This is a genomic window from Gordonia hongkongensis (assembly GCF_023078355.1).
Classification (GTDB): Bacteria; Actinomycetota; Actinomycetes; order Mycobacteriales; family Mycobacteriaceae; genus Gordonia; species Gordonia hongkongensis.
Genome location: NZ_CP095552.1, coordinates 380,285 through 399,517, shown reverse-complemented (window position 1 = coordinate 399,517; position 19,233 = coordinate 380,285). Strand labels below are relative to the sequence as shown.

General features: G+C 67.1%; 18 protein-coding genes. 7 read left to right on the top strand and 11 right to left on the bottom strand.

Going from position 1 to position 19,233, the window contains the following annotated elements; genetic code table 11:
- Positions 1-16: 16 nt before the first annotated feature.
- The 4 genes from MVF96_RS01735 to MVF96_RS01725 all read right to left on the bottom strand — a co-directional run bounded on the left by MVF96_RS01735 (position 17) and on the right by MVF96_RS01725 (position 3,855).
- Positions 17-334: a hypothetical protein gene (locus MVF96_RS01735; RefSeq protein WP_078111854.1), complete on the bottom strand. Its 318-nt coding sequence runs from the start codon at positions 332-334 to the stop codon at positions 17-19.
- Between the two features lie 78 nt (positions 335-412).
- On the bottom strand, positions 413-1,435 hold the full coding sequence (locus MVF96_RS24615) for an MMPL family transporter (protein WP_418930413.1): 1,023 nt from the start codon (positions 1,433-1,435) through the stop codon (positions 413-415).
- Positions 1,436-1,443: 8 nt separating this feature from the next.
- Positions 1,444-3,387 (bottom strand): MMPL family transporter, encoded by a 1,944-nt coding sequence (locus tag MVF96_RS24610; RefSeq protein ID WP_418930412.1) that lies wholly within the window; start codon positions 3,385-3,387, stop codon positions 1,444-1,446.
- On the bottom strand, positions 3,388-3,855 hold the full coding sequence (locus MVF96_RS01725) for an MmpS family transport accessory protein (protein WP_247450951.1): 468 nt from the start codon (positions 3,853-3,855) through the stop codon (positions 3,388-3,390).
- A gap of 262 nt (positions 3,856-4,117) precedes the next feature.
- Here MVF96_RS01725 and MVF96_RS01720 point away from each other — a divergent pair, with 262 nt between their 5' ends.
- Positions 4,118-4,678, top strand: a complete 561-nt coding sequence (locus MVF96_RS01720; protein ID WP_247450949.1) for a peroxidase-related enzyme — start codon at positions 4,118-4,120, stop codon at positions 4,676-4,678.
- 76 nt (positions 4,679-4,754) lie between these two features.
- Here MVF96_RS01720 and MVF96_RS01715 read toward each other — a convergent pair whose 3' ends face one another.
- Positions 4,755-5,651: an arginase family protein gene (locus MVF96_RS01715; protein WP_336283993.1), complete on the bottom strand. Its 897-nt coding sequence runs from the start codon at positions 5,649-5,651 to the stop codon at positions 4,755-4,757.
- Positions 5,652-5,846: 195 nt separating this feature from the next.
- Between MVF96_RS01715 and MVF96_RS01710 the strand changes: the two genes are divergently transcribed.
- Entirely contained in the window at positions 5,847-6,473 is a 627-nt protein-coding gene (locus tag MVF96_RS01710) for a TetR/AcrR family transcriptional regulator (protein WP_247450945.1), read from the top strand.
- 27 nt (positions 6,474-6,500) lie between these two features.
- On the opposite strand, the gene MVF96_RS01705 is transcribed toward MVF96_RS01710, so the two are convergent.
- Entirely contained in the window at positions 6,501-7,409 is a 909-nt protein-coding gene (locus tag MVF96_RS01705; protein ID WP_247450943.1) for an AurF N-oxygenase family protein, read from the bottom strand.
- 178 nt (positions 7,410-7,587) lie between these two features.
- Here MVF96_RS01705 and MVF96_RS01700 point away from each other — a divergent pair, with 178 nt between their 5' ends.
- The 4 genes from MVF96_RS01700 (at position 7,588) to MVF96_RS01685 (ending at position 12,689) form a co-directional block, all read left to right on the top strand.
- Positions 7,588-9,012, top strand: a complete 1,425-nt coding sequence (locus MVF96_RS01700; protein WP_058250950.1) for a decaprenylphosphoryl-beta-D-ribose oxidase — start codon at positions 7,588-7,590, stop codon at positions 9,010-9,012.
- A 65-nt stretch (positions 9,013-9,077) separates the two neighbouring features.
- Positions 9,078-9,839 carry a decaprenylphospho-beta-D-erythro-pentofuranosid-2-ulose 2-reductase gene (locus tag MVF96_RS01695; protein WP_065631239.1) on the top strand — a complete coding sequence of 254 codons (762 nt, stop codon included), beginning with the start codon at positions 9,078-9,080 and terminating at the stop codon, positions 9,837-9,839.
- Between the two features lie 46 nt (positions 9,840-9,885).
- Complete coding sequence (locus tag MVF96_RS01690) at positions 9,886-11,904, top strand: galactan 5-O-arabinofuranosyltransferase (RefSeq protein ID WP_247450942.1); 2,019 nt, start codon at positions 9,886-9,888, stop codon at positions 11,902-11,904.
- A gap of 5 nt (positions 11,905-11,909) precedes the next feature.
- Positions 11,910-12,689, top strand: coding sequence for an MBL fold metallo-hydrolase (locus tag MVF96_RS01685; RefSeq protein ID WP_247452179.1), 780 nt, complete (start codon positions 11,910-11,912; stop codon positions 12,687-12,689).
- A gap of 24 nt (positions 12,690-12,713) precedes the next feature.
- On the opposite strand, the gene MVF96_RS01680 is transcribed toward MVF96_RS01685, so the two are convergent.
- The gene (locus tag MVF96_RS01680; RefSeq protein ID WP_065631369.1) at positions 12,714-13,391 is read right to left on the bottom strand and encodes a nitroreductase; all 678 of its coding nucleotides are present in this window, start codon (positions 13,389-13,391) and stop codon (positions 12,714-12,716) included.
- 325 nt (positions 13,392-13,716) lie between these two features.
- Here MVF96_RS01680 and MVF96_RS01675 point away from each other — a divergent pair, with 325 nt between their 5' ends.
- The gene (locus tag MVF96_RS01675) at positions 13,717-16,320 is read left to right on the top strand and encodes an AMP-binding protein (protein ID WP_137810761.1); all 2,604 of its coding nucleotides are present in this window, start codon (positions 13,717-13,719) and stop codon (positions 16,318-16,320) included.
- A 194-nt stretch (positions 16,321-16,514) separates the two neighbouring features.
- Here the strand turns inward: MVF96_RS01675 and MVF96_RS01670 are convergent, their stop codons facing one another.
- The 4 genes from MVF96_RS01670 to aroQ all read right to left on the bottom strand — a co-directional run bounded on the left by MVF96_RS01670 (position 16,515) and on the right by aroQ (position 19,233).
- Positions 16,515-16,832: an ArsR/SmtB family transcription factor gene (locus tag MVF96_RS01670; RefSeq protein ID WP_068971647.1), complete on the bottom strand. Its 318-nt coding sequence runs from the start codon at positions 16,830-16,832 to the stop codon at positions 16,515-16,517.
- A complete protein-coding gene (locus tag MVF96_RS01665) occupies positions 16,825-17,307 on the bottom strand; it encodes an SRPBCC domain-containing protein (RefSeq protein WP_137811045.1) in 483 nt (160 codons plus the stop codon). The genes MVF96_RS01670 and MVF96_RS01665 overlap by 8 nt, the downstream gene beginning before the upstream one ends.
- A 136-nt stretch (positions 17,308-17,443) precedes the next feature.
- Positions 17,444-18,697, bottom strand: a complete 1,254-nt coding sequence (locus MVF96_RS01660; protein ID WP_247450940.1) for a DUF3500 domain-containing protein — start codon at positions 18,695-18,697, stop codon at positions 17,444-17,446.
- A 77-nt stretch (positions 18,698-18,774) separates the two neighbouring features.
- The gene (gene aroQ / locus MVF96_RS01655; protein ID WP_068971650.1) at positions 18,775-19,233 is read right to left on the bottom strand and encodes a type II 3-dehydroquinate dehydratase; all 459 of its coding nucleotides are present in this window, start codon (positions 19,231-19,233) and stop codon (positions 18,775-18,777) included.

Below are 19,233 nucleotides of genomic sequence, written 5' to 3'. Positions count from 1 at the left end.
GGACCTCCACGCCCGGTCAGTCACCCTCGATCTTCTGCGCATTCGCCCACCGGCGTCCCGGGTCGCCGCCCCACGCATCCCAGGCCACACGTCCCGCTGACGGGAAGCCGTCCTCGCCGTTGTTGAACCCGGTCGCGTTCTTGTCCACCTCGTGGCGAGAGAAGTAGTTGCGCATCTTCTTGATCTGGTCGTCGTCGACGTCCTTGCCGTCGGCCAACTGGTGGGCCCGATGGCGGCCGGTGTCAGTGAACCCCTTACCCGCCTTGCCGTCGTCGATCCATCGCACCGCGCGCTGGGCAGCCTCCTGGACGTCCTTCGGTGGCTTGTGACTCATCTGCCGCGCTCCTGTCGTCGGGGTCGTGAGATATCCGCGTGCCCGTCAGAGCCAGGCGCCAAACCCGTCGACCGGGCCCTATGAGCGCATCTCGGCGAGGGGACGGTCATCGGCGATGGTCGTCGTGGCCCGATCCGCTCCTCGCGCGGGTAGCGACACGAACGGCGTCGGCCACCAGAACCAGCGACCGGACAGTCGCGCGATCGCCGGCATCACCAGTGTGCGGACGAGAAGGGTGTCGATCAGCAGTCCGATCGCCACGGTCGTGCCGATCTGCGCGACGTTGTGGGCGTAGCTGGCGAGCATGGCCAGCATCGTGATCCCGAAGGTGAGTCCGGCCTGGGTGACCACGCTGCCCGTACCGACCATCGCGCGGATCAGGCCGGTGCCGCCACCCGCCCCGTACTCCTCTCGAAAACGACTGACCAACAGCATGTTGTAGTCGGCGCCCACCGCCACCAGGAAGGTGAACGCGATGGGTGCGACCGACCAGTGCAGTGGATTGCCGATGAGGCCCTGCCACAGAAACACCGAGACACCCATCGCGGACAGATAGGAAAGCCCGACGGTCCCGATCACGGCGAGTGCCGCGACGAGACTGCGCAGCAGGAACAGGACGACGCAGAACACGAAGGCGAAGGCGGCGACGACGATCGCGATGAAGTCCTCGTGCGCGAACGACTCGATGTTGAGGAGCGTGCCGCCCGGCCCGCCGATGCTGACGGTCGATCCGGCGAGCGATGTGTTCTTGATCGCCGCGAGTGACGTCGGGATCACCTCCGCGCTCACGTCCATCGCGTCGCGGCTGAAACCTTCGCGCTGCGGGGTGACGATCATCCGCGTCGCCTTGCCGTCGTCGGAGAAGTAGTACGGGATGCCGCTCTGGAAGAGCGGACTCTCCAGCGCCTGGCTGGGCAGGAAGAACCCGCCGGCCGCGGGACTGCCCGCCGAGTACGCCCCGCTGACCTCGTCGAGGAAGTCGGTGATCTCGCCGACCTGCGGGAGCAGTGCACCCAGTGTCGTGCGCAAGGGGCCGATCAGCTCGCGGATGTCGGTGACCGTGGCGCGCAGCGTCGGGATCTGCGCGGCGGCGGTGGGCAACGCGCCACTCAGGGAGCGGGTGCCGCCGGCGAGATCCCGGACCGATTCCCGCAGTGCGGGAACGCGTCGAGAACGGACAGCCCGGTCAGGGCGGTGCGGCACGCGACGACATCCTGGCACCGCGGGATCGACCCGACGAGTCCACGCATCGGCGCAATCCCCGCCGACAGTTCGTCGACCTTGGTGAGCGTCGACTCGCTCGTTCGTTGCAATTGCGCAGTGGCATCGGACAAGGAGCCCGCGCCGGCCGCCCCCTGCTGCAGCGCGGCGTCGACGCCGTCGATGGCGGTGTCCAGACGATCGACCGTTACGCCGATCGCGTCGAGATCGGTGATCCGATCGCGCAGAAGCGATGTCATCTGACCGAAGCGGCTACCGATGTACCCGGCCTGGGAGGTGAGGGTGCCCTGGTCGAGGGTCTGTCCGAGCGGGCGGGTGATCCCCTGTACGGCGTTCACGCCGTCGATCGAGGCGACGGCATCAGTCATCTGCGCAAGGGCGATCAGATCCGCCGCATTGCGCATGTCATGGTCGGACTCGACGATGAGCACGCTCGGCGCCATGATGTTGGGCGGCAGGTGCCTGTCTGCCGCAGCGAATCCCACGTTCGCCGGCGAGTCCGCCGGCTGGGCACGACGTTCGTTGTAGCTCGGGGCGTACATCGAGAGCGGGATGATCATGACCGCGAGAACAACGAGTGCCGCGGCGAGTACCGGGCCGGGCCAGCGGGCGACCGTGGTCCCGATCCGGCGCCAGCGTCGTGGCGACGCCGACTCGCGCGGCTCCACGAACCCGAGCCGGGTGGCGAGCGCCAGGACCGCGGGGCCGAGGGTGGGCGCCGCCAGGGTGATGAGAATGGCTATGGTGCAGGGCAATCCCGAGGTGCTGAACATCGCCAGACGCGTTGCCGCCAGGCACGCCATCGCACCGGCCACTGTCAGCGCCGACGCCACGACGATGTGCTGGACGCCGGCCAGCGCATCGTAGTACGCGTCTTCTCGGTCGCGACCCTTTCGGCGGGCCTCCTGGTACCGGCCCACCAGGAAGATCCCGTAGTTGGTGCCCGCGCCCAGGACGATCACCGCCGACAGCGCCGCGGCGAAGATCGATACCTTGATGATCTCGTTCTCGGCCAAGAAGGAAATGGTCGCGCGGGCCACGGCCAACGCCAGCCCTACCCCGAGCAGTGGCACCATCGCGGTGACGACGGACCGGTAGACCAGTAGCAACACGGCGCCGACCAGCAATGCGCACACCGAGACCAGCAGGATGATGGAGTCGTTGATCGCCACCATCTCGTCGTTGACGACCGCCGACGGACCGGTGACGTGCACGTCGATACCGGGTGGCGGTGTCGACGCGGCGACCGTGTCCCGCGCGGACTGGGTCGACTCCATGGCCAGCGCGGTGCCCATGTTCCCGGCGAGATTCACCAGGACGTAGGCAACGTGACCGTCGGAACTCTGTGCAGCCGGAGCGAGATCGGGATTCGACCACAGGTCCATCGCGGAATTGACGTGTTCGGTGTCCGCGGTCAGCGCAGCCAGCAGGTCGTCGTAGTAGGTGCGGGCGTCGGGCCCCAGCGGTTCGTCACCCTCCATGAGTACATAGACGAAGTTGTTGCTGCCCCCGCCGCCGAAGTACTCGCCCATCTTGACCAGCGCCTGCACCGACGACGCCTCGTCGGGCAGGAAAGACTGCGCATGTTCGGTGACCGTCGATTCCAGCTGGGGCACAACGATGTTGAGACCACCGGCGATGAGCAACCAGATGACTATGACCGGCAGCGAACAGGCGTACAGAAAGCGTGCGAACCGCGGCCTCTGCGATGCCCTGTCGCGCAGCACCTCGCGGCGAACGGGCCGCCGGATCTCGGTGGAGAGTCCCTGTCGGAGTCGAGCGAACCGCTCGCGTCTGGTGGTCATCTGCCGCTCCCCTTCGTCGGTGCTCATCTACGCCACCGGGACCAGACAATTGGCGACCGTGCTGCCGTCGGCGCCCGAGCCGGTCTGCCTCGCTCGCTCGAACCCGTTGACCCGCACCGCGCATGACACCGCGCCGCGACCTGATGATTGAGTGAGCACCCCGACGGAAGTCGTCAGTTCGCGCGTACGGAGCACCATCCGCCACGGAACGGAGACCTTGTCGTCGACGACCCGTCCCCCGGGCTCGATGTAGGACACCCGCGCTGACGAGCCCGCCGGGCCGGTCACGACGTACTCGATCGATTTGTCGCGCACGACGCCCGCCTCAGGCGCCGCCGGCGAGTGGCCGATCGCCCGGTCGGGGATCTCACTCAGGCGCAGCTTGCCGACGTAGAACGCCGACACGGACATCACCGCGATGACCACCCACACGATCCACCACGAGCCTGCATACGCAACGGACTTCTTCATCGGACCCCCATCGACATCAGACATCCGCGTCTCGACCTGGCCTCATGCCTGCCGAGCAGCGTTCAGCCTGCCAGTGGCAGGGACTCTATATGTGACATTGCACGTTGGCAAGGTCCACCGAACGCCCGCGTCTTGCTTCGAAGCCATCCGACGCGGACCTCCGCCATGAACTCCATGCGTGGTGGCCGTGACCCCTTCTTCCGGGGTGGTGAGTCACGTCGCGAGGCGCGACCATGGGCTCCTCGCGAAGCGAGCAGGGTGCGCCCCTGTGACGGAAGGCCTTGCCATGACCACGAGCCGATTCCCCTTGACCGAACTCGCCGACCTGCCGGATGACCTTCGTGAACGGATCGACCCCGTCGCGGAGAAGTCCGGTTTCGTCCCCAACATCTTTCGCGCCCTGGGGCATCGCCCGAACGAGCTGCGAGCGTTCCTCGATTATCACGACGTGTTGATGGAGGAACCGGGCCCGCTGTCGAAGGCCGAACGTGAACTGGTCGTGGTCGCCTCGTCTGGAGCGAACAGATGCGTCTACTGCGTCGTCGCCCACGGCGCCATCCTGCGCGTGCGATCCAAGGATCCACACCTCTCCGATCACGTGGCAACCAACCCTGCCGGAGCGGTCCTGGATGAGCGTCAGCGCGCGATCGTCGAGCTCACTCTCGCCCTGACCAGGACCCCAGAACTGTTCGCGGACAGCGACATGGCTCGCGCCCGGCAAGCGGGGCTCACCGATGACGAGATCTGGGACGTCGGGGCGATCACTGCGTTCTTCGCCGCGTCGAACCGACTCGCACACCTGACGGCGGTGGCACCCAATCACGAGTTCTATTCCATGGGTCGGTGACTCGGGACACGGCCGGATCAGCTCACCGCGGATCGAGCCGGTACAGACGCGAGTGAGCGGGTGTCACCACACGGGGCTAGGTGGAGCTCAGTGCCGAGACGAGCACCGACACGAGCCTGGGTATCGCGGTTCGATCTGCCGACGCATGCGCCGGGTCGAGCTGCCCGATCGACAACCCCCAGCAGTCGGGATCTTGTAGCAGCGCGCCGAGTGCCTGTCCGAGGATCGCGATGGTCGGCCCGCTGTTTCGGCCGTTCACGTTCTCGGCGATCGGCGCGTCCAGAAAGTCGAGTACGTCGACATCGAGATGCACCAGGAACGGTCCGGACGCCAGAATCCGGCGGGCGTCGGCGGCCGCACCTCGGGGGTCGTCGCAGAGCGCGGTCTGATCGACGACCGCGATTCTGTGTTCTGCAGCCTGTCCGCGTTCCCAATCAGTTGTTTCTCGACTCAGATCAACGCCGAGGTAGACCAGCTCCGACGGCTGCACAACGGTGTGCGGTACATCAGATCGACCAACTCCGGCGCGGCCCCCTCGAGACCCAGCGCGTGTGCCATCCCCATCCAGCTCAGTGAGCCCTCCGTCGTCGAGCGGGGTGTTGAGATCCAGATGCCGGTCGATGTAGACGAGCCTGGGCCGTTCTCCGGCACGTGCCATCGCGTCACAGAGTCCGACGGCGACTGTGCAGCTTCCGCCGAGCACGAGCAGACATTGCTCCGCTGCGAGCAGGCTCGCCGCAGCGGTGGAAAGCTCGACGAGTGCATCCGCCTCTTCGCCGAGGTTCTGCGCGAACGGTCGCTCACGGTCGGGAAACCACAGCCGCGTCGTCAGATCGCCGGCATCGACGACGTCCGTGCCCGACGCCCGCAGCTGTTCGACAAGGCCGGCAGCTCGCAACGCGCCGGGCGCTCGTTCTACGCCCACGCAATACGCGCCCGCACTATTGGGCACGCCCAGCACCGTCGTTCTCATCGAGTGCCGTCGACCGGACTGCCGTGGGCTGGCTCCATGGCCCCATCGTCGCAGAATGAATCGCCTGCTGGACGCCCAGATCGAAAGACAGTCCAGAAAGATCCGAAGCCGGCGTCCCTCGCCGGCCGCCGCCCGGTTCGTACAAGAGGGCGAGGTCGTGCCACGTCACGAACGCCGTGAGCCATAATCGCGGGCATGCAGAAGCCGGCTTGCCCGATCCGACGCCGGACCGCACCAGAGGTCCGTGAATCGCTGCTCGTCGCGGCTGTCGCCGAACTCGACGAGGCCGGGCCCGAGAACGCGAGCCTGCGTGCGATCGCCCGGCGGGTGGGTATCACGCATCAGTCGGTGGCCCACCACTTCGCCGATCGTCGGGCGTTGTTTACCGCGGTCGCGGTCCGCGGTTTCGACAACCTCCACACCGAACACATGCGCGCGCTCGAGCAACTGCCGGACGACGCCCCGCTCGGCGAGGCCGTCGCCACGCTGGGGCAGGTCTACGTCCGATTCGCGCGTGACAATCGCGCGACGGTCACGCTGATGATGGGCTCACGACTCGTCGACAACAAGGCGCCCGACCTGGTCGCGGCACGGGCGCGCGGATGGGAGTTGCACACGCGCACCGTCTCCGACGCCGCCGACCACGGTTGGGGCGGCGGCGTGCCCGGTAACCTCATCGCCGTCGCAACCTTCGCCATGGCGCACGGCCTGGCCGCACTGGAGACCGACTTCGCCGACCAATTGCCCGACGGCACCGGCATCGAAGACCTGCTCTCGCTGGTCAACGCCGCGATCATCACTCCGCCGCACCAGGATTCGTGATCACCAGCGGCCATCGCCCTCAGTCCGTCAGAGCATGTGCACCTTGCGGTAGATCCGTGCCGCGGGCCGGGTGAGCAGACCCACCTCGTCGAGGAAGCCCATGAGGTGTGCGCAACCCGAGCGGACCATCGACTGGAAATGGTGGTTGCGGCGCATCTCTCCGACCGCCCGACGGTGGTCCAGACCGGCGTCGGCGTAGGCCTTCGGGCGGACGAGGCTGACGAGGATGTAGGACACGGCCATCGCGGTGATCACCGAACTGAGCTGTCGCCGAATCCAACTGGCTTCCGCCATAAAGTGGCGCACTTCCTCTCGCGCGAAACGCATGTGGCGAGATTCCTCGAGGACGTGGATCTCGTTGACGGTGCGCACGAGCGGCAGCACCCGATCGTCACGCATGCAGCCCCGCTGCAGCACGTCCAGGACTTCCTCGGCGGCAAGGATTCCGGCGTAGGCGACTTCGCTGCCCGCGACGCGCATGAACAACTTGCCGAAGCGACCCAGGCGCGGATGAGGCGTGTAGCTGGTCCCGGTCAGCTTGTACGACGTCTTGGCGAACATCAGCGAATGCCGACACTCGTCGGCGACCTCGGTCAGGGCGAACTGGAACTCCGGGCGGTGGTAGTCCCCGAGGTACTGATCGCGGATCACCATCTCCTGCAGCATCATCTCGAACCAGATGCCGATGCTCATGATCGACGCGGTCTCGTGCCGGGTGAGGGCGATCCGCTGCTGCTCGGTCATCTCTTCCCAGTAGGCCGTTCCATACAGAGTCGACCACTCCGGGCTGCAGCCGTACTTCTCCTTCTCGAGCGGCGCATCCCAGTCGATCTCGGTCAGTGCATTGCGCGACAACCGCGCGGCAGATGCCAGCAGGCGCTGCGACACCTCGTCGATTCCGTCGTCGGAACGGGTCACATCTCTGAGCGCTTCCATGCCGGGCTCCTCGTCGTGCGCAGTATTACGTCTGTGATGCATGCCACCACGGATCGTGCCATCAGTCAATGGTGCGTTTTTCGATGGCATCGACGAGCGCTCGGAGGTCATGGGTACGATTCCGCGTCCCCGGCATGACGGTCGGTCTGTGAACCCCGCCCAGGTAACCTCTCTAGCGATGTCTACTGAAGAGTTGCTGCCGATCACGACCCGCAAGCTGGTGGGCTGGTCTCGCACCACCCCGATCGAGGGTCACGTCCTGTCCACGCCGTACCCCGAGGTCATCGCCGAGGCGGTGGCCCGCGTGGCCGACGACAACGCGGACAAGCCGGACTACCTCAAGCGCGGCGTCATCGCCCGCGGGCTGGGCCGCTCGTACAACGAGTCGGGCCAGAACAGTGGTGGCCTCACGATCGACATGACCCCATTGACCAGGATTTACGCGATCGACGACGAGTCGGCCACGGTCGACGTCGACGCCGGCGTCTCCCTGGACACGCTCATGCAGGCGGCGCTCCCCCACGGCTTGTGGGTCCCGGTGCTCCCGGGTACCCGACAGGTGACGGTGGGCGGCGCGATCGCGCACGACATCCACGGGAAGAACCACCACAGCCAGGGCAGCTTCGGCAACCACGTCGTCGAGATGCAGCTGCTCGTCGCCGACGGCCGCATCCTCACCCTCACGCCGGGCGGCTCGGCCGACGACCCGAACGGCGAACTCTTCTGGGCGACCATCGGCGGCATCGGACTGACGGGCATCGTGTTGCGCGCCAAGATCCAGATGAAGCGCACCGAAAGCGCCTACTTCATCGCCGACACCGCGCGCACCGGCTCGCTGCAGGAGACCCTCGACCTGCATCTCCAGGACGGATTCGAGGACGGATACGAGTACGCCTCGGGCTGGTTCGACACCATCAGCGCGCCGCCGAAGCTCGGTCGCGGCACGTTTTCCCGGGGGAATCTCGCCCGCGTCGACGAACTGCCGGAGAAGTACCGCGACAACCCGCTGTCGTTCAACAACAAGCCACTCGTCCGGTTCCCCGACATCTTCCCGCGCGGGTTGGCGAACAAGCTCAGCTTCTCCGCAGTCGGCGAGGCGTACTACCGGATCGGACCGCCCAGTGAGGGCAAGGTCAAAAATCTCGCGCAGTTCTACCACATGCTCGACGTGTTCGGTGACTGGAACAACGCCTACGGACGCGGCGGCGGTTTCTGCCAGTACCAGTTCATCGTGCCGACCGGCAACGAGGGCGAGTTCACCGCGCTCATCGAGGACATCCAGGCGTCGGGCCATGTCAGCTTCCTCAACGTCATCAAACTCTTCGGCGAGGGCAACCGGGCGCCGCTGAGCTTCCCGTTCAAGGGCTGGAACGTCTGCCTCGACTTCCCGGTCAAGGCCGGCCTCGCCGAGTTCCTCAACGAGCTCGACCGCCGCGTCATGGCGATGGGCGGCCGCCTCTACACCGCCAAGGACTCGCGCACCTCGGCCGAGAACTTCCACGCCATGTACCCGGAGATCGGCGACTGGATCGCGACGCGTCGTCGCATCGACCCCAACCGGGTGTTCATGTCGGACATGGGTCGGCGACTCGAACTCGCCTGACCGACTGCCCTTTTCGACGCGCCGCACGCGCACCCGACCTGTACGTCACCGAAAGCGAGTACACAATGATCAACGCCGTGGGCGTCCCACAGTCCATCCTGGTCCTGGGCGGCAGCTCCGAGATCGGGCTCGCCATCACCGCGGAGTACCTCAGCAAGGGCCCCGCGCGGGTCATCCTCGCCACCCTGCCGGGTGATCCCACCGCCGACGCGGCGGTGGAGAAGGCCAAGAACGCCGGCGCCACCGAGGTCACGCAGATCGACTTCGACGCCCGCGCCACCGACACGCACCGGGCGGTCATCGACAAGGCGTTCGCCGACGGTGACGTCGACGTCGCGATCGTCGCCTTCGGCATCCAGGGCGACGACGAGCAGGCCTGGCAGGACCACGGCCTCGCGGTCGCCGAAGCCGAGATCAACTACACCGCAGCCGTTTCCGTCGGAGTCCTGCTGGGCGAGAAGTTCAAGGCACAGGGCCACGGACAGATCATCGCGATGAGCTCGGTCGCCGGCGAGCGCGTGCGCCGCAGCAACTTCGTGTACGGCTCCACCAAGGCCGGACTCGACGGCTTCTACCTCGGGCTCGGAGAGGCGCTGCGCCCCTTCGGTGCTCGCGTCCTCGTCATCCGCCCCGGCCAGGTCCGCACCCGGTTGTCGGCGCATGTCAAGGAAGCGCCGCTCACGGTCGACAAGGAGGACGTGGGTCGCCTCGCGGTGGCCGCGGCCACCAAGGGCAAGGAGATCGTCTGGGTGCCGGGGCCGTTCCGCTACATCATGATGGTGCTCCGCCACATCCCGCGTCCGATCTTCCGCAAGCTGCCGATCTGATCGCTGAATCGCCCAATCGCTGAACAGCAGAGTCTGAGTGGACGTGATGAACCGACCTGACCCTTCGAGACGTCCCTCCGCAAGCTCCGGGACTCCTCAGGGAGCGGAAGAGGACTCGCCCTCCGCACCGCAGGGTTCGACGGGCTACGGGCGCGCGGTCCTGTCGCTGCTGATCGCCGTGGTGGTCGGCGGGTTGGTGTCGATGGCGGGACTGACGGCCATCGGGACCGTCGAGTGGCCGGCGTTCAACTCCTCCAACGTGACCCGGTCGCTGACGACCGCCGGACAGGTGCTGGCGATCGCCATCCTGGTGATCGCCGCACTGCTCTATCGCTACGGCAAGGGCCGACTGCTGGTGCCGGTGCTGTCGGCGGCCGCGATGTCGGGCTTCGTCACGGTGACCATCGGGATGCCGCTGGGCGCAACACGTCTCTACCTCTTCGGACTATCGGTCGACCAGGAGTTCCGCACCGAATACCTCACCCGCATGACGTCGAGCCCGCACCTCGCGGACATGACCTACACCGATCTGCCGCCCTACTACCCGGCCGGCTGGTTCTGGTGGGGCGGCCGGTTCGCGAACCTGCTCGGCCAGCCCGGCTGGGAGACCTACAAGACCTGGGCGATCGTGTCGATGGCGGTGGCCGCGGCCGTCGGCGTCATCCTGTTCATCCGCATGTTCGGCGCGGATCGCGGTGTCGCGCTGGGCCTCGCGGTCACCACCGTCACGTTGCTGTACGCCTCGCCGGAGCCGTATGCGGCCATTCTGGTGCTGATCGGCGTACCCATGCTGATCACGCTGACCTACGCGCTGCGCGGACGAACCCGAGCCGTCGACGGGCCCATGGGTCCGCTCTTCGGCGCGACGAGTTGGCCCGCGGTGGCGGCGTCCGGTGTGTTCCTGGGGATCTCGGCCGCGACCTACACGCTCTACACCGGACTGTTCGCCCTCACAGCTGTCCTGCTGGCCGGTTACTTCGCCGTCCAAGGCTGGCTGAGCGCGTCGAACAAGGCCACGCCGTCGGCCACGGTGACAAGCCGCCGGCGCGGTGTCGTGCTCGCGGTGATCGGTCGTCTGGTCGTCGTCGGGGTCCTCTCCGGCCTGATCGCCCTGCTGGTGTGGGCGCCCTACCTGTGGGCACGCCTGACCAACACCCCTGCCAGCGGTGGGACCGCCGAACACTATCTGCCCGAACGCGGTTCGGTGCTGCCGCTGCCGATGTTCGGGCTGAACCTCGTCGGCGCGATCACGATGATCGGCCTCCTCTGGATTCTGCTGCGCTTCCGCACCCGCACCGTCGCCCTGGCCATGGGCGTCACCGTGGTGACGGTCTATCTGTTCTGCCTGCTGTCGATGCTGATGACGGCTCTGGGCACGACCCTGCTCTCGTTCCGTCTCGAGCCGATCCTGGTGGCCACACTGAGCGCGGCGGGCGTCTTCGGTGTCGTCGACCTCGCGCATGCGGCGGTACGGCGCTTCGGCGACGTTCGTGTGGTCGTGGGTACACTCGCCGTCCTCTCGGCAATCGCGATGGCACAGAGCATCCCGGGCCATCTGGGTACCGAGATCACCACCGCCTACACCGACACCGACGGATACGGCGAACGCGCCGACGCCCGCCCGGCCGGCGCCGAGTCGTACTTCGCGGAGCTGGACAAGCTGATCGGTGAACAGACCGGCCGGCCGCGCACCGAGAACGTCGTCCTCACCGCCGACTTCGGTTTCCTGTCGATTTACCCGTACTGGGGCTTCCAGGGACTCACCTCGCACTACGCGAACCCGCTGGCCGAATTCGACAAGCGCGCAGCCGCGATCGAGCGTTGGGCGAAAAGCGAGAACGCCGACCAGCTCGTCGACGCGCTCGACCGATCCCCGTGGACCCCGCCGAATGTCTTCCTGTTCCGCTACAGCGCAGACGGTTACACGCTCCGCCTCGCCGAGGACGTCTATCCCAACGATCCGAACGTGAAGCGATACACGGTCACCTTCGACCCGGCGGTGTTCGACGACCCGCGCTTCCAGGTCACCGAACGCGGCCCGTTCGTGCTCGTCGTCCGGAAGTGATGATGATGCGACTCCCGTTGCGTACCGCGCGACCGATGACCATCACCAGGGTCGACGGCGATTCGTCGACAACCCATTTCGTCTCCACCGACGTCGTGAACTGGGTGCTGCTGGAGCAGGACGGCGAGCTGACGCTCATCGACGGCGGTTATCCGGGCCAGGCCGCCCAGGTCGTCGAATCCATCGAACGGATCGGCCGCAAGCCCGAGGACGTACGCGGCGCGCTCCTCACCCATGCTCACGTCGACCACCTGGGTGGTCTCGTCAAGCTGCAGGCGCAGTACGGGTTCGACGTTTACATGGACCCGGTCGAGGTGGATCACGCGCTGCGCCACCACCTCCAGCAGGCGAACGCGCTCGATCTCGTCCCGCAGGTGGCGAATCCCCGCCTGTGGGCGTGGCTGGCCAAGACCACTCCGCTCGGCGTCCTCAGCCGCGCGGGTCTCGCGCGGGCGTCGGGGTTCTCCACCGATGGGCACCGACCGCTCGACCTCCCGGGCGCACCGGTCCCCGTGGCGAGCCCCGGCCACACCGACGGCCACAGCGCCTACCTCGTCGCCGACGGCCGCGCCCTGGTGTCCGGCGACGCACTGGTGAGCGGACACGAGATCTCGTCGATCACCGGGCCGCAGTGCATCCCGTCGCTGTTCCAGCACGACGAACCCACCGCGCGACGCAGCGTCGAACGGTTCACCGAGCTCGACGCCGACATCCTGCTCCCGGGCCACGGCCCGGTTCATCACGGCGGCGTGGCCGCGGCCGCGCGTGCGGCGCTGTCACGCTGAGCCCCGGCAGGATCAGCCCCACCGCTACTCGAAGCCGACGAACGTCGCGGCCTCGGCGACCGACTTGCGTTCGGAGACCACCGCATTGGCCGGGAAGGTCTCATCCGGCCAGCCGAGCGCGATGCTCTTCATGATCACCTGATCGTCGGGGATGCCGGCGTGCTCGCGAACCACGGGCGACTGCATGATGCCCTGGCTGTTGATGACCGCGCCGAGACCGCGCGACCAGGCCGCGTTGACCAGTGCATTCGAGACCGCGCCGCAATCGAACGGGGTGTCGTCGCTGCCGTCGAGGATGCGGTCGTAGGTCACGATCACACAGACCGGGGCGTCGAACTGACGGAACCCCCGCAGCACCCAGTCCTGCCGCATCTCCATGTCCTCGCGGGCGATGCCCATCGCGCCGAACAGTTGCTTCGCAACCTGGACCTGACGGTCGCGGTGCGTTCCGGTGAACTTCTCCGCGCCCGTCCGGAACTCTCGCGAATGGGGAACGCCGGCCAGGTTGCGCTCGGTGTTGCCCGCGCGGATGCGATCCAACGGTTCGCCCGTGATCACGTGGAAGTTCCACGGTTGTGTGTTCATCGACGACGGGGCTCGCATGGCGAGGGTGAGGATCTCCTCGATGAGCTCCCGAGGCACGGGGTCGGAGGTGAACCCGCGGGTGCTGCGACGTCCCAAGACCACTTCGTCGTACTGCATCGTCGATCTCTCCTCGCACGCCTCGAACACCCGTCGTCGCGGACGGCGATGCAGGACCACACCGTCCGACGACCGGTGAACACGTTACCGCCGACCGGCCGGATGTCTCCGCTTCCGGTGTCATGCCCGGCCGACCAGGCCGCTTCCGTACTCCCACCCGCTCCGATCGTGCTCCTTCGCGCGACTAAGGGTAGGTTTGCCAGGCAAGCTGTCGGGACCGGAGGAGGGGCCGAGTCCCGCGCGGCGTGGCACCGTTGCCCGGGCTCGAGTTCGCCTGGCCCGTCCATGACCGTCGACGTTTCCCGCTCCGCGGAAGTTTGAGGACATGAACAGCCATAACCCTCCCGAAGCCCGGGTGACTCCCACCGGCGCCACGGTCGTCACCGACCTTCCGGGCGTCGACGCCGCCGACACCGCCGCGGCCCGATGGCGAGCCGTCGCCGCGGTACGTGGCGAGGCCGTCGCACTCCAGACCCCCGAGCAGTCGATCACGTTCGCCGACGCCGCCTCCCGGGTCGACGACCTCGCGCGCACGATCGTCGCCACCACCGATCCGGACCGACCCGTCGCGGTGGAGATCGAATCCGACATCGACTCGGTGATCGGGATGCTGGCGGTGCTGTGTTCGGGACGCCCCCTCGTCCTTCTCGACCCGTTCCTGCCGCCGGACCGACGCGAGGTCGTGCTGGAACGGTCCGGTGCCCATGTCCTGGACACCGCAGCCGATGCCCGAGAACCAGGTCAGACGCGTATCGCGGACCAGCCCGGTCCTGACGATCCGGCGGTCCTGCTGTTCACCTCGGGCTCGACCGGCACCCCCAAAGGCGTGGTGCTGGCGCAGAAGATGCCGGTCAACCACGCCCGGGACGGCCGTCGCTTCCTCGGCATGCGACCCGACGACCGCGCCGTCGTCCTACTGCCCCTCAGCTTCGGCGGCGGCCTCGACGCGCTCGCGATGAGCTTGCTCAACGGGTCGACCATGCTGCTCTGGGATGTCCGCCGCCGCACCACGACCGGGCTTCGGGACTGGCTTGTCGCACAGGAGGCGACCACCGCGCACTGCACCCCGTCGCTGCTGCGATCCTGGCTGGGTGAGCTGTCGGCCGACGACGCCGTCGAATCCCTGCGACTGCTGTCGACCTGCGGTGAGCCGACGCACCGCGCCGACATCCAGCTGGCCCGCGACACGATCCTGACCGACGGAGTCTTCTGTTGCTGGGCAGGCGCATCGGAGGTCGGCAACCTGGCCTTCAACCTGTTCCCGCCCGAGCGGGACGTCGAGCCCGGCGCCATCCCCGTGGGCGTGCCGGCGTCGGACAAGCACGTCCGGATCGTCGACGCGGACGGGAACGATCTGCCGGTCGGCAGCACGGGCGAGGTCATCGTCGAATCCGCCCATGTAGCGTCCGGTTACCACCAGGATCCGGAGCTGACGGCGACGCGCTTCATCGGGTTGCACGACGGCCGGACACGTTATCGCACCGGCGATCTCGGACGCTTCGACGAGTCCGGCGAACTCGCGCTCCTCGGGCGCAGTGATGACGCGATCAAGATCCGCGGGTACCTCGTCGAACCGCTCGAGGTGGAAGCCGCCATCCGCGCGCTGCCCTGGACCACCGACGCGGTCGTCACCGCCAACCGCGACGAGGCACGGCTCACCGCCCACGTCGCCGTGGACCCCGAGAAGTGGTCACCCTCCCCGGCCGAGATCCGGCAGGAGCTCGGGAAGACGTTGACCCCGTGGATGATTCCGCGCGACATCATCGTGCTCGCCGAACTTCCGCGCAACGAGCGCGGCAAGGTGGACCGGGCGGCCATGCCTTCGCCGCCCGCACGTCCGGATCACGAACCGCCCCGCGGGATGACCGAGATGGCGCTGCACCGGTTCTGGTGCCAGATCCTCGGCCTCGAATCCATCGGCCGGAACGAGGATTTCGTCGAACTCGGCGGCGACTCGCTGGCCGCCGCGAAGATGCTGGCCGAGGTGCAGCATCACCTCCAGCTGGACGTCAACACCGCGATGCTCGCCGAGGCGCCGACCATCGCGCTGTTCGCCCAGCGCATCGAGTCGGCCGCGAAGGAGCGGTCGGCGAACGCGTCGGGGGCCACCCTCATCCCGCTGCGACAGGGCACGGGCCGGCCGATCTTCCTGGTGGCCGGCGCCGGTAGCCTGGCGACCAGCCTCACCCCGGTCGTCCGAGCACTGCAGACCGACCGGCCGGTCTACGCGATCCAGTCGCGTGGCGTCGAAAAGCGCGGCCGCGCTGATCATTCCGTGCGCGCCGCGGCACGACGCGCGATCGCCGACATGCGATCGGTGCAACCACACGGTCCGTACCAGGTCGGCGGCTACTCGCTGGGCGGGTTCGTCGCGATGGAGGTCGCGGCGCAGCTGACCAAGGCCGGCGAGACATGTGATCCAGTCGTCGTGCTGGACTCGCTCTTCGACCCGGCACTGGCCAAGCGGGTTCGTGGTGAGAAGGTCGGGATCGTCGGACGCCTGCGTGCGCTGCGCGGCGGCACCCGCGACACCGCCCTGCCCGACCGCACCGGGGACGACCCCACGCCTGCCCGCGAACCGCTCCCCCAGCGAATCGTGAAGGAGCTCGCGCTGGCCGTCCTCGTCCCCACCGCGGGGATGGTCGAGCTCCCGACGCCGGTTCAGTGGATCGTGTTCTTCCGGTTGGGCACCAGGATGATCCGCCGGTACCGACCCCGGGAGTACGCGGGTCCCGTCGGCGTCATCCGCGCCCGCACCAATCCCGATGACCCGGGCCTGTGGCGGCGGATGTCGACCGGCGCCGTGACCTTTCACGACGTCTCCGGCGACCACATCTCGATGATCCGCGCACCCCACGCCGCCGACACCGCCAGGGCGATCGACGAGGTGATCGGATCCGCTGCTCCCTCCGCTACAGCCGCCCCCTGAGGAGCCCTGCGCTCTCTGAGCTGAGGGAGCGAGTCGACGCCCCCTCTGCTCCCTGAGGAGCGAACTTGCGAGCGTCACGAAGGGTCTCTCGAGTCGTCTCACCAGGACCCTTCGAGGCTCGTCGCTATCGCTCCTCGCACCTCAGGGAGCAATGGGTGTCGCTTCTTTCGGATCATGGAGGGTTGTCGTGCGGCTCAGCCCTCTTCGGCGCGGAGTTTGATGTCGGCCAGACGGCGATCCCAACCACGGCCGATGGTGTCGAGCCGATGCGCAACCCGCGACAGCTGTGCCCCCACGGCTTCGTAACGGATCTCGCGGCCGACACGTGAGGACGTCACCAGCCCCGCCTCGGTGAGGACCCGAAGGTGTTTCGCGATCGCCTGCCTGCTGATCGGGAGTTCGGCCGCGAGATGTGACGCGGACGCGGGTTCCGAACCCAGTCGCGTGAGGATCTGCCATCGGCTCTCGTCGGACAGCGCGGCGAAGACCTCGACGGGAGCGACGTCAGGCATGCACGCCGCCGAGATGTGTTCGGGCCAGCTCGAGTTCGATGGTCCATCCCTCGTTGTTGCCGTCGAACCGTGCGCGTCGCTCCGCTTCCGTTCCCGGCAGCGACGCGAAACCGGACTCCACGACCTTGAGGAGCACGCCGGAGTCCGCCGGCGTGATCCAGAACTCGACGAGGGTCGAATCCGATTGCGGATCAGCGGCATCGGCGAGCCATCGAAACGCTGCGTATCGCGGCTCGTCGAGTTCGACGGTGCGGAAGGTGAAGGCGCCGTGGACCGGGTCGTGGATGGTCGACAGGTCGCCGTCGCGTTCGATCCGGTGCTCGGTGATCGCCTTGTCGTTGATGAACCATCCCGGTTCGCTGACCAGAGACCAGACCCGGTCGGCGGGTGCGTCGATCGCGATCTCGCGCTCGATCCGGTCGAATTCTCCTGTCGCCGAATCGGTCACGTCATGTGTGGTTGTGTTCTCGCTCATCGATACTCCCTCGCCTAAGTTGATTGCTGCAACTCCATAGTTGCAGCAGTCCGGAGGTTCTGCAACCCTACGGTTGCGCCAGTCGATGATTTCTGGACTCGCGAGTCGCTTGACGGCGGCTGCCCGAGGCTGACAACTAACCACTGGCGGGGCGAGATCCAGCCGGAGCCTGCCCGCCGGGACCGCCCGCTCCTCCGGCCATGCCGGTGGCGGCTTGCTGGGTCACGCTGCCGGCGTAGTCGTTGCCGGGATCGCGATAAATCGTATGGACGTGTCCCCAGCCCGACGTCGTCACGCCCTCGACATCGGCACCGGCGGAACCCTGCTGCGCGGCGAATACGATGTACACGTCGGGGCCGGAGATCTGGAAGTAGATACCGTCACCCTGTGTCATGTCGTAGGCGGTGGCTCCCGACCAGTTGATGTAGGTCTCGTCGAGCGTCGCTTCGATCTCGGCGAGTGCCTCGGAGGTGGTCTCCTCGTCGGACAGGCCCACCCAGTTCGCGATGACGTCGAGCAGCAGCTTTTTCTGCTCATCCGTCAGATCAGCGCCCGAAATTCCTGTCCCCGTGGGGTAATCACAAGTGCTTCCGGGAGCGCACACCATGTTCGCGACGGTCGACCCCTGGTACAGGGCTGCCTTTTGTTCGTCGGTCAGGCTGTCGTAGAACGCGAACGCCGTGGTGTAGATGCCGTCGAACGGTTGGACCTCGTTGCCGTCGGAATCGGTGTACACCGCCGGCTGAATTCCCAGATGTGTGGGAGCGAAGGTGATCTCATCGGCCGCGCCATCGAGTGTGGCGTTGATGCCGAGATGGTGCCCGCCGAACTGGATCTCCCAGGCACTCGAATCAGACGGATCGCCGAAGAAGGCGATGTAGTACTGGCCGAGCGACTCCTCCGTCGAACTGCTCTTCTCATGAAGATATTTGTCATTGCCCATGATTCCGGTGACGGTGGCGTAGCCCTCGTCGCTGAGGAGCGCTTCCAGGACCTTCATCGCGGCGGCCCGCTGCTCGTCGGACAGATCTGCGAGGTTCACCCCGGCGCGGTCGACGAAGGTGACCGGGAAGTTCGACCACGACGTCGTCTTGGTCTCGTCGTCGTAGTCGTAGGTGACCTGCTCGCGTTGTTCATCGGACAGGGTGGCAAGGAACGCCTGAGCGGCTTCGGCGGACGACGAGATCGTGGTGGCGGTGGTTGACGCGTCTTCGGTGGTGATCGAGGAGGACACGGACGAAGACGCAGAGGTCGAGGCCGATGACGTGCTGGGAGCGTCGGTGGTGCAGCCACCGAGGAGCAGGCCCCCGGCCAGCAGCGCCGACACGATGGCGACGCGCACGCGGCGAGGAGAAGAGGCAAGGGCAGAGGCAGAGGTTCGCTTGTGCATACGACGAAAGCTATCGGCGCCCACTGCTCCCTCCCTGGGAGAAACCTGGACGGTTCCTGGGAACCGTGCCGCTCTGGTCAGCCGACCAGATCGACGAGTCGGCGAACCGCGAATTCGTAACCGCGGATGCCGAAACCGGCGATGACCCCGGCGGCGATCGGTGACACATAGGAGTGATGCCGGAATGCCTCGCGCCGATGGACGTTGCTGATGTGCACCTCGAGGATCGGGACATCGGGGACGACGAGCGCATCGGCGAGGGCGACCGAGGTGTGGGTCCATCCCCCGGGGTTGATGACGATGCCGCTGATCTCGCCGACGGATTCGTGGATCCAGTCGAGCATCTGCCCCTCGTGATTGGTCTGCGCCGCGCGTACACCGAAACCGAGTTCGGCGGCGGTGCGCTCGGCCAGGTCGACCACGTCGGCCAGGGTGTCCGAGCCGTAGACGGCCGGCTCCCGGGTGCCGAGAGTGTTCAGGTTGGGGCCGTTGAGCAGCAGGATCGGCAGACGGTCGGGCACCTCGGCGTCGGACAT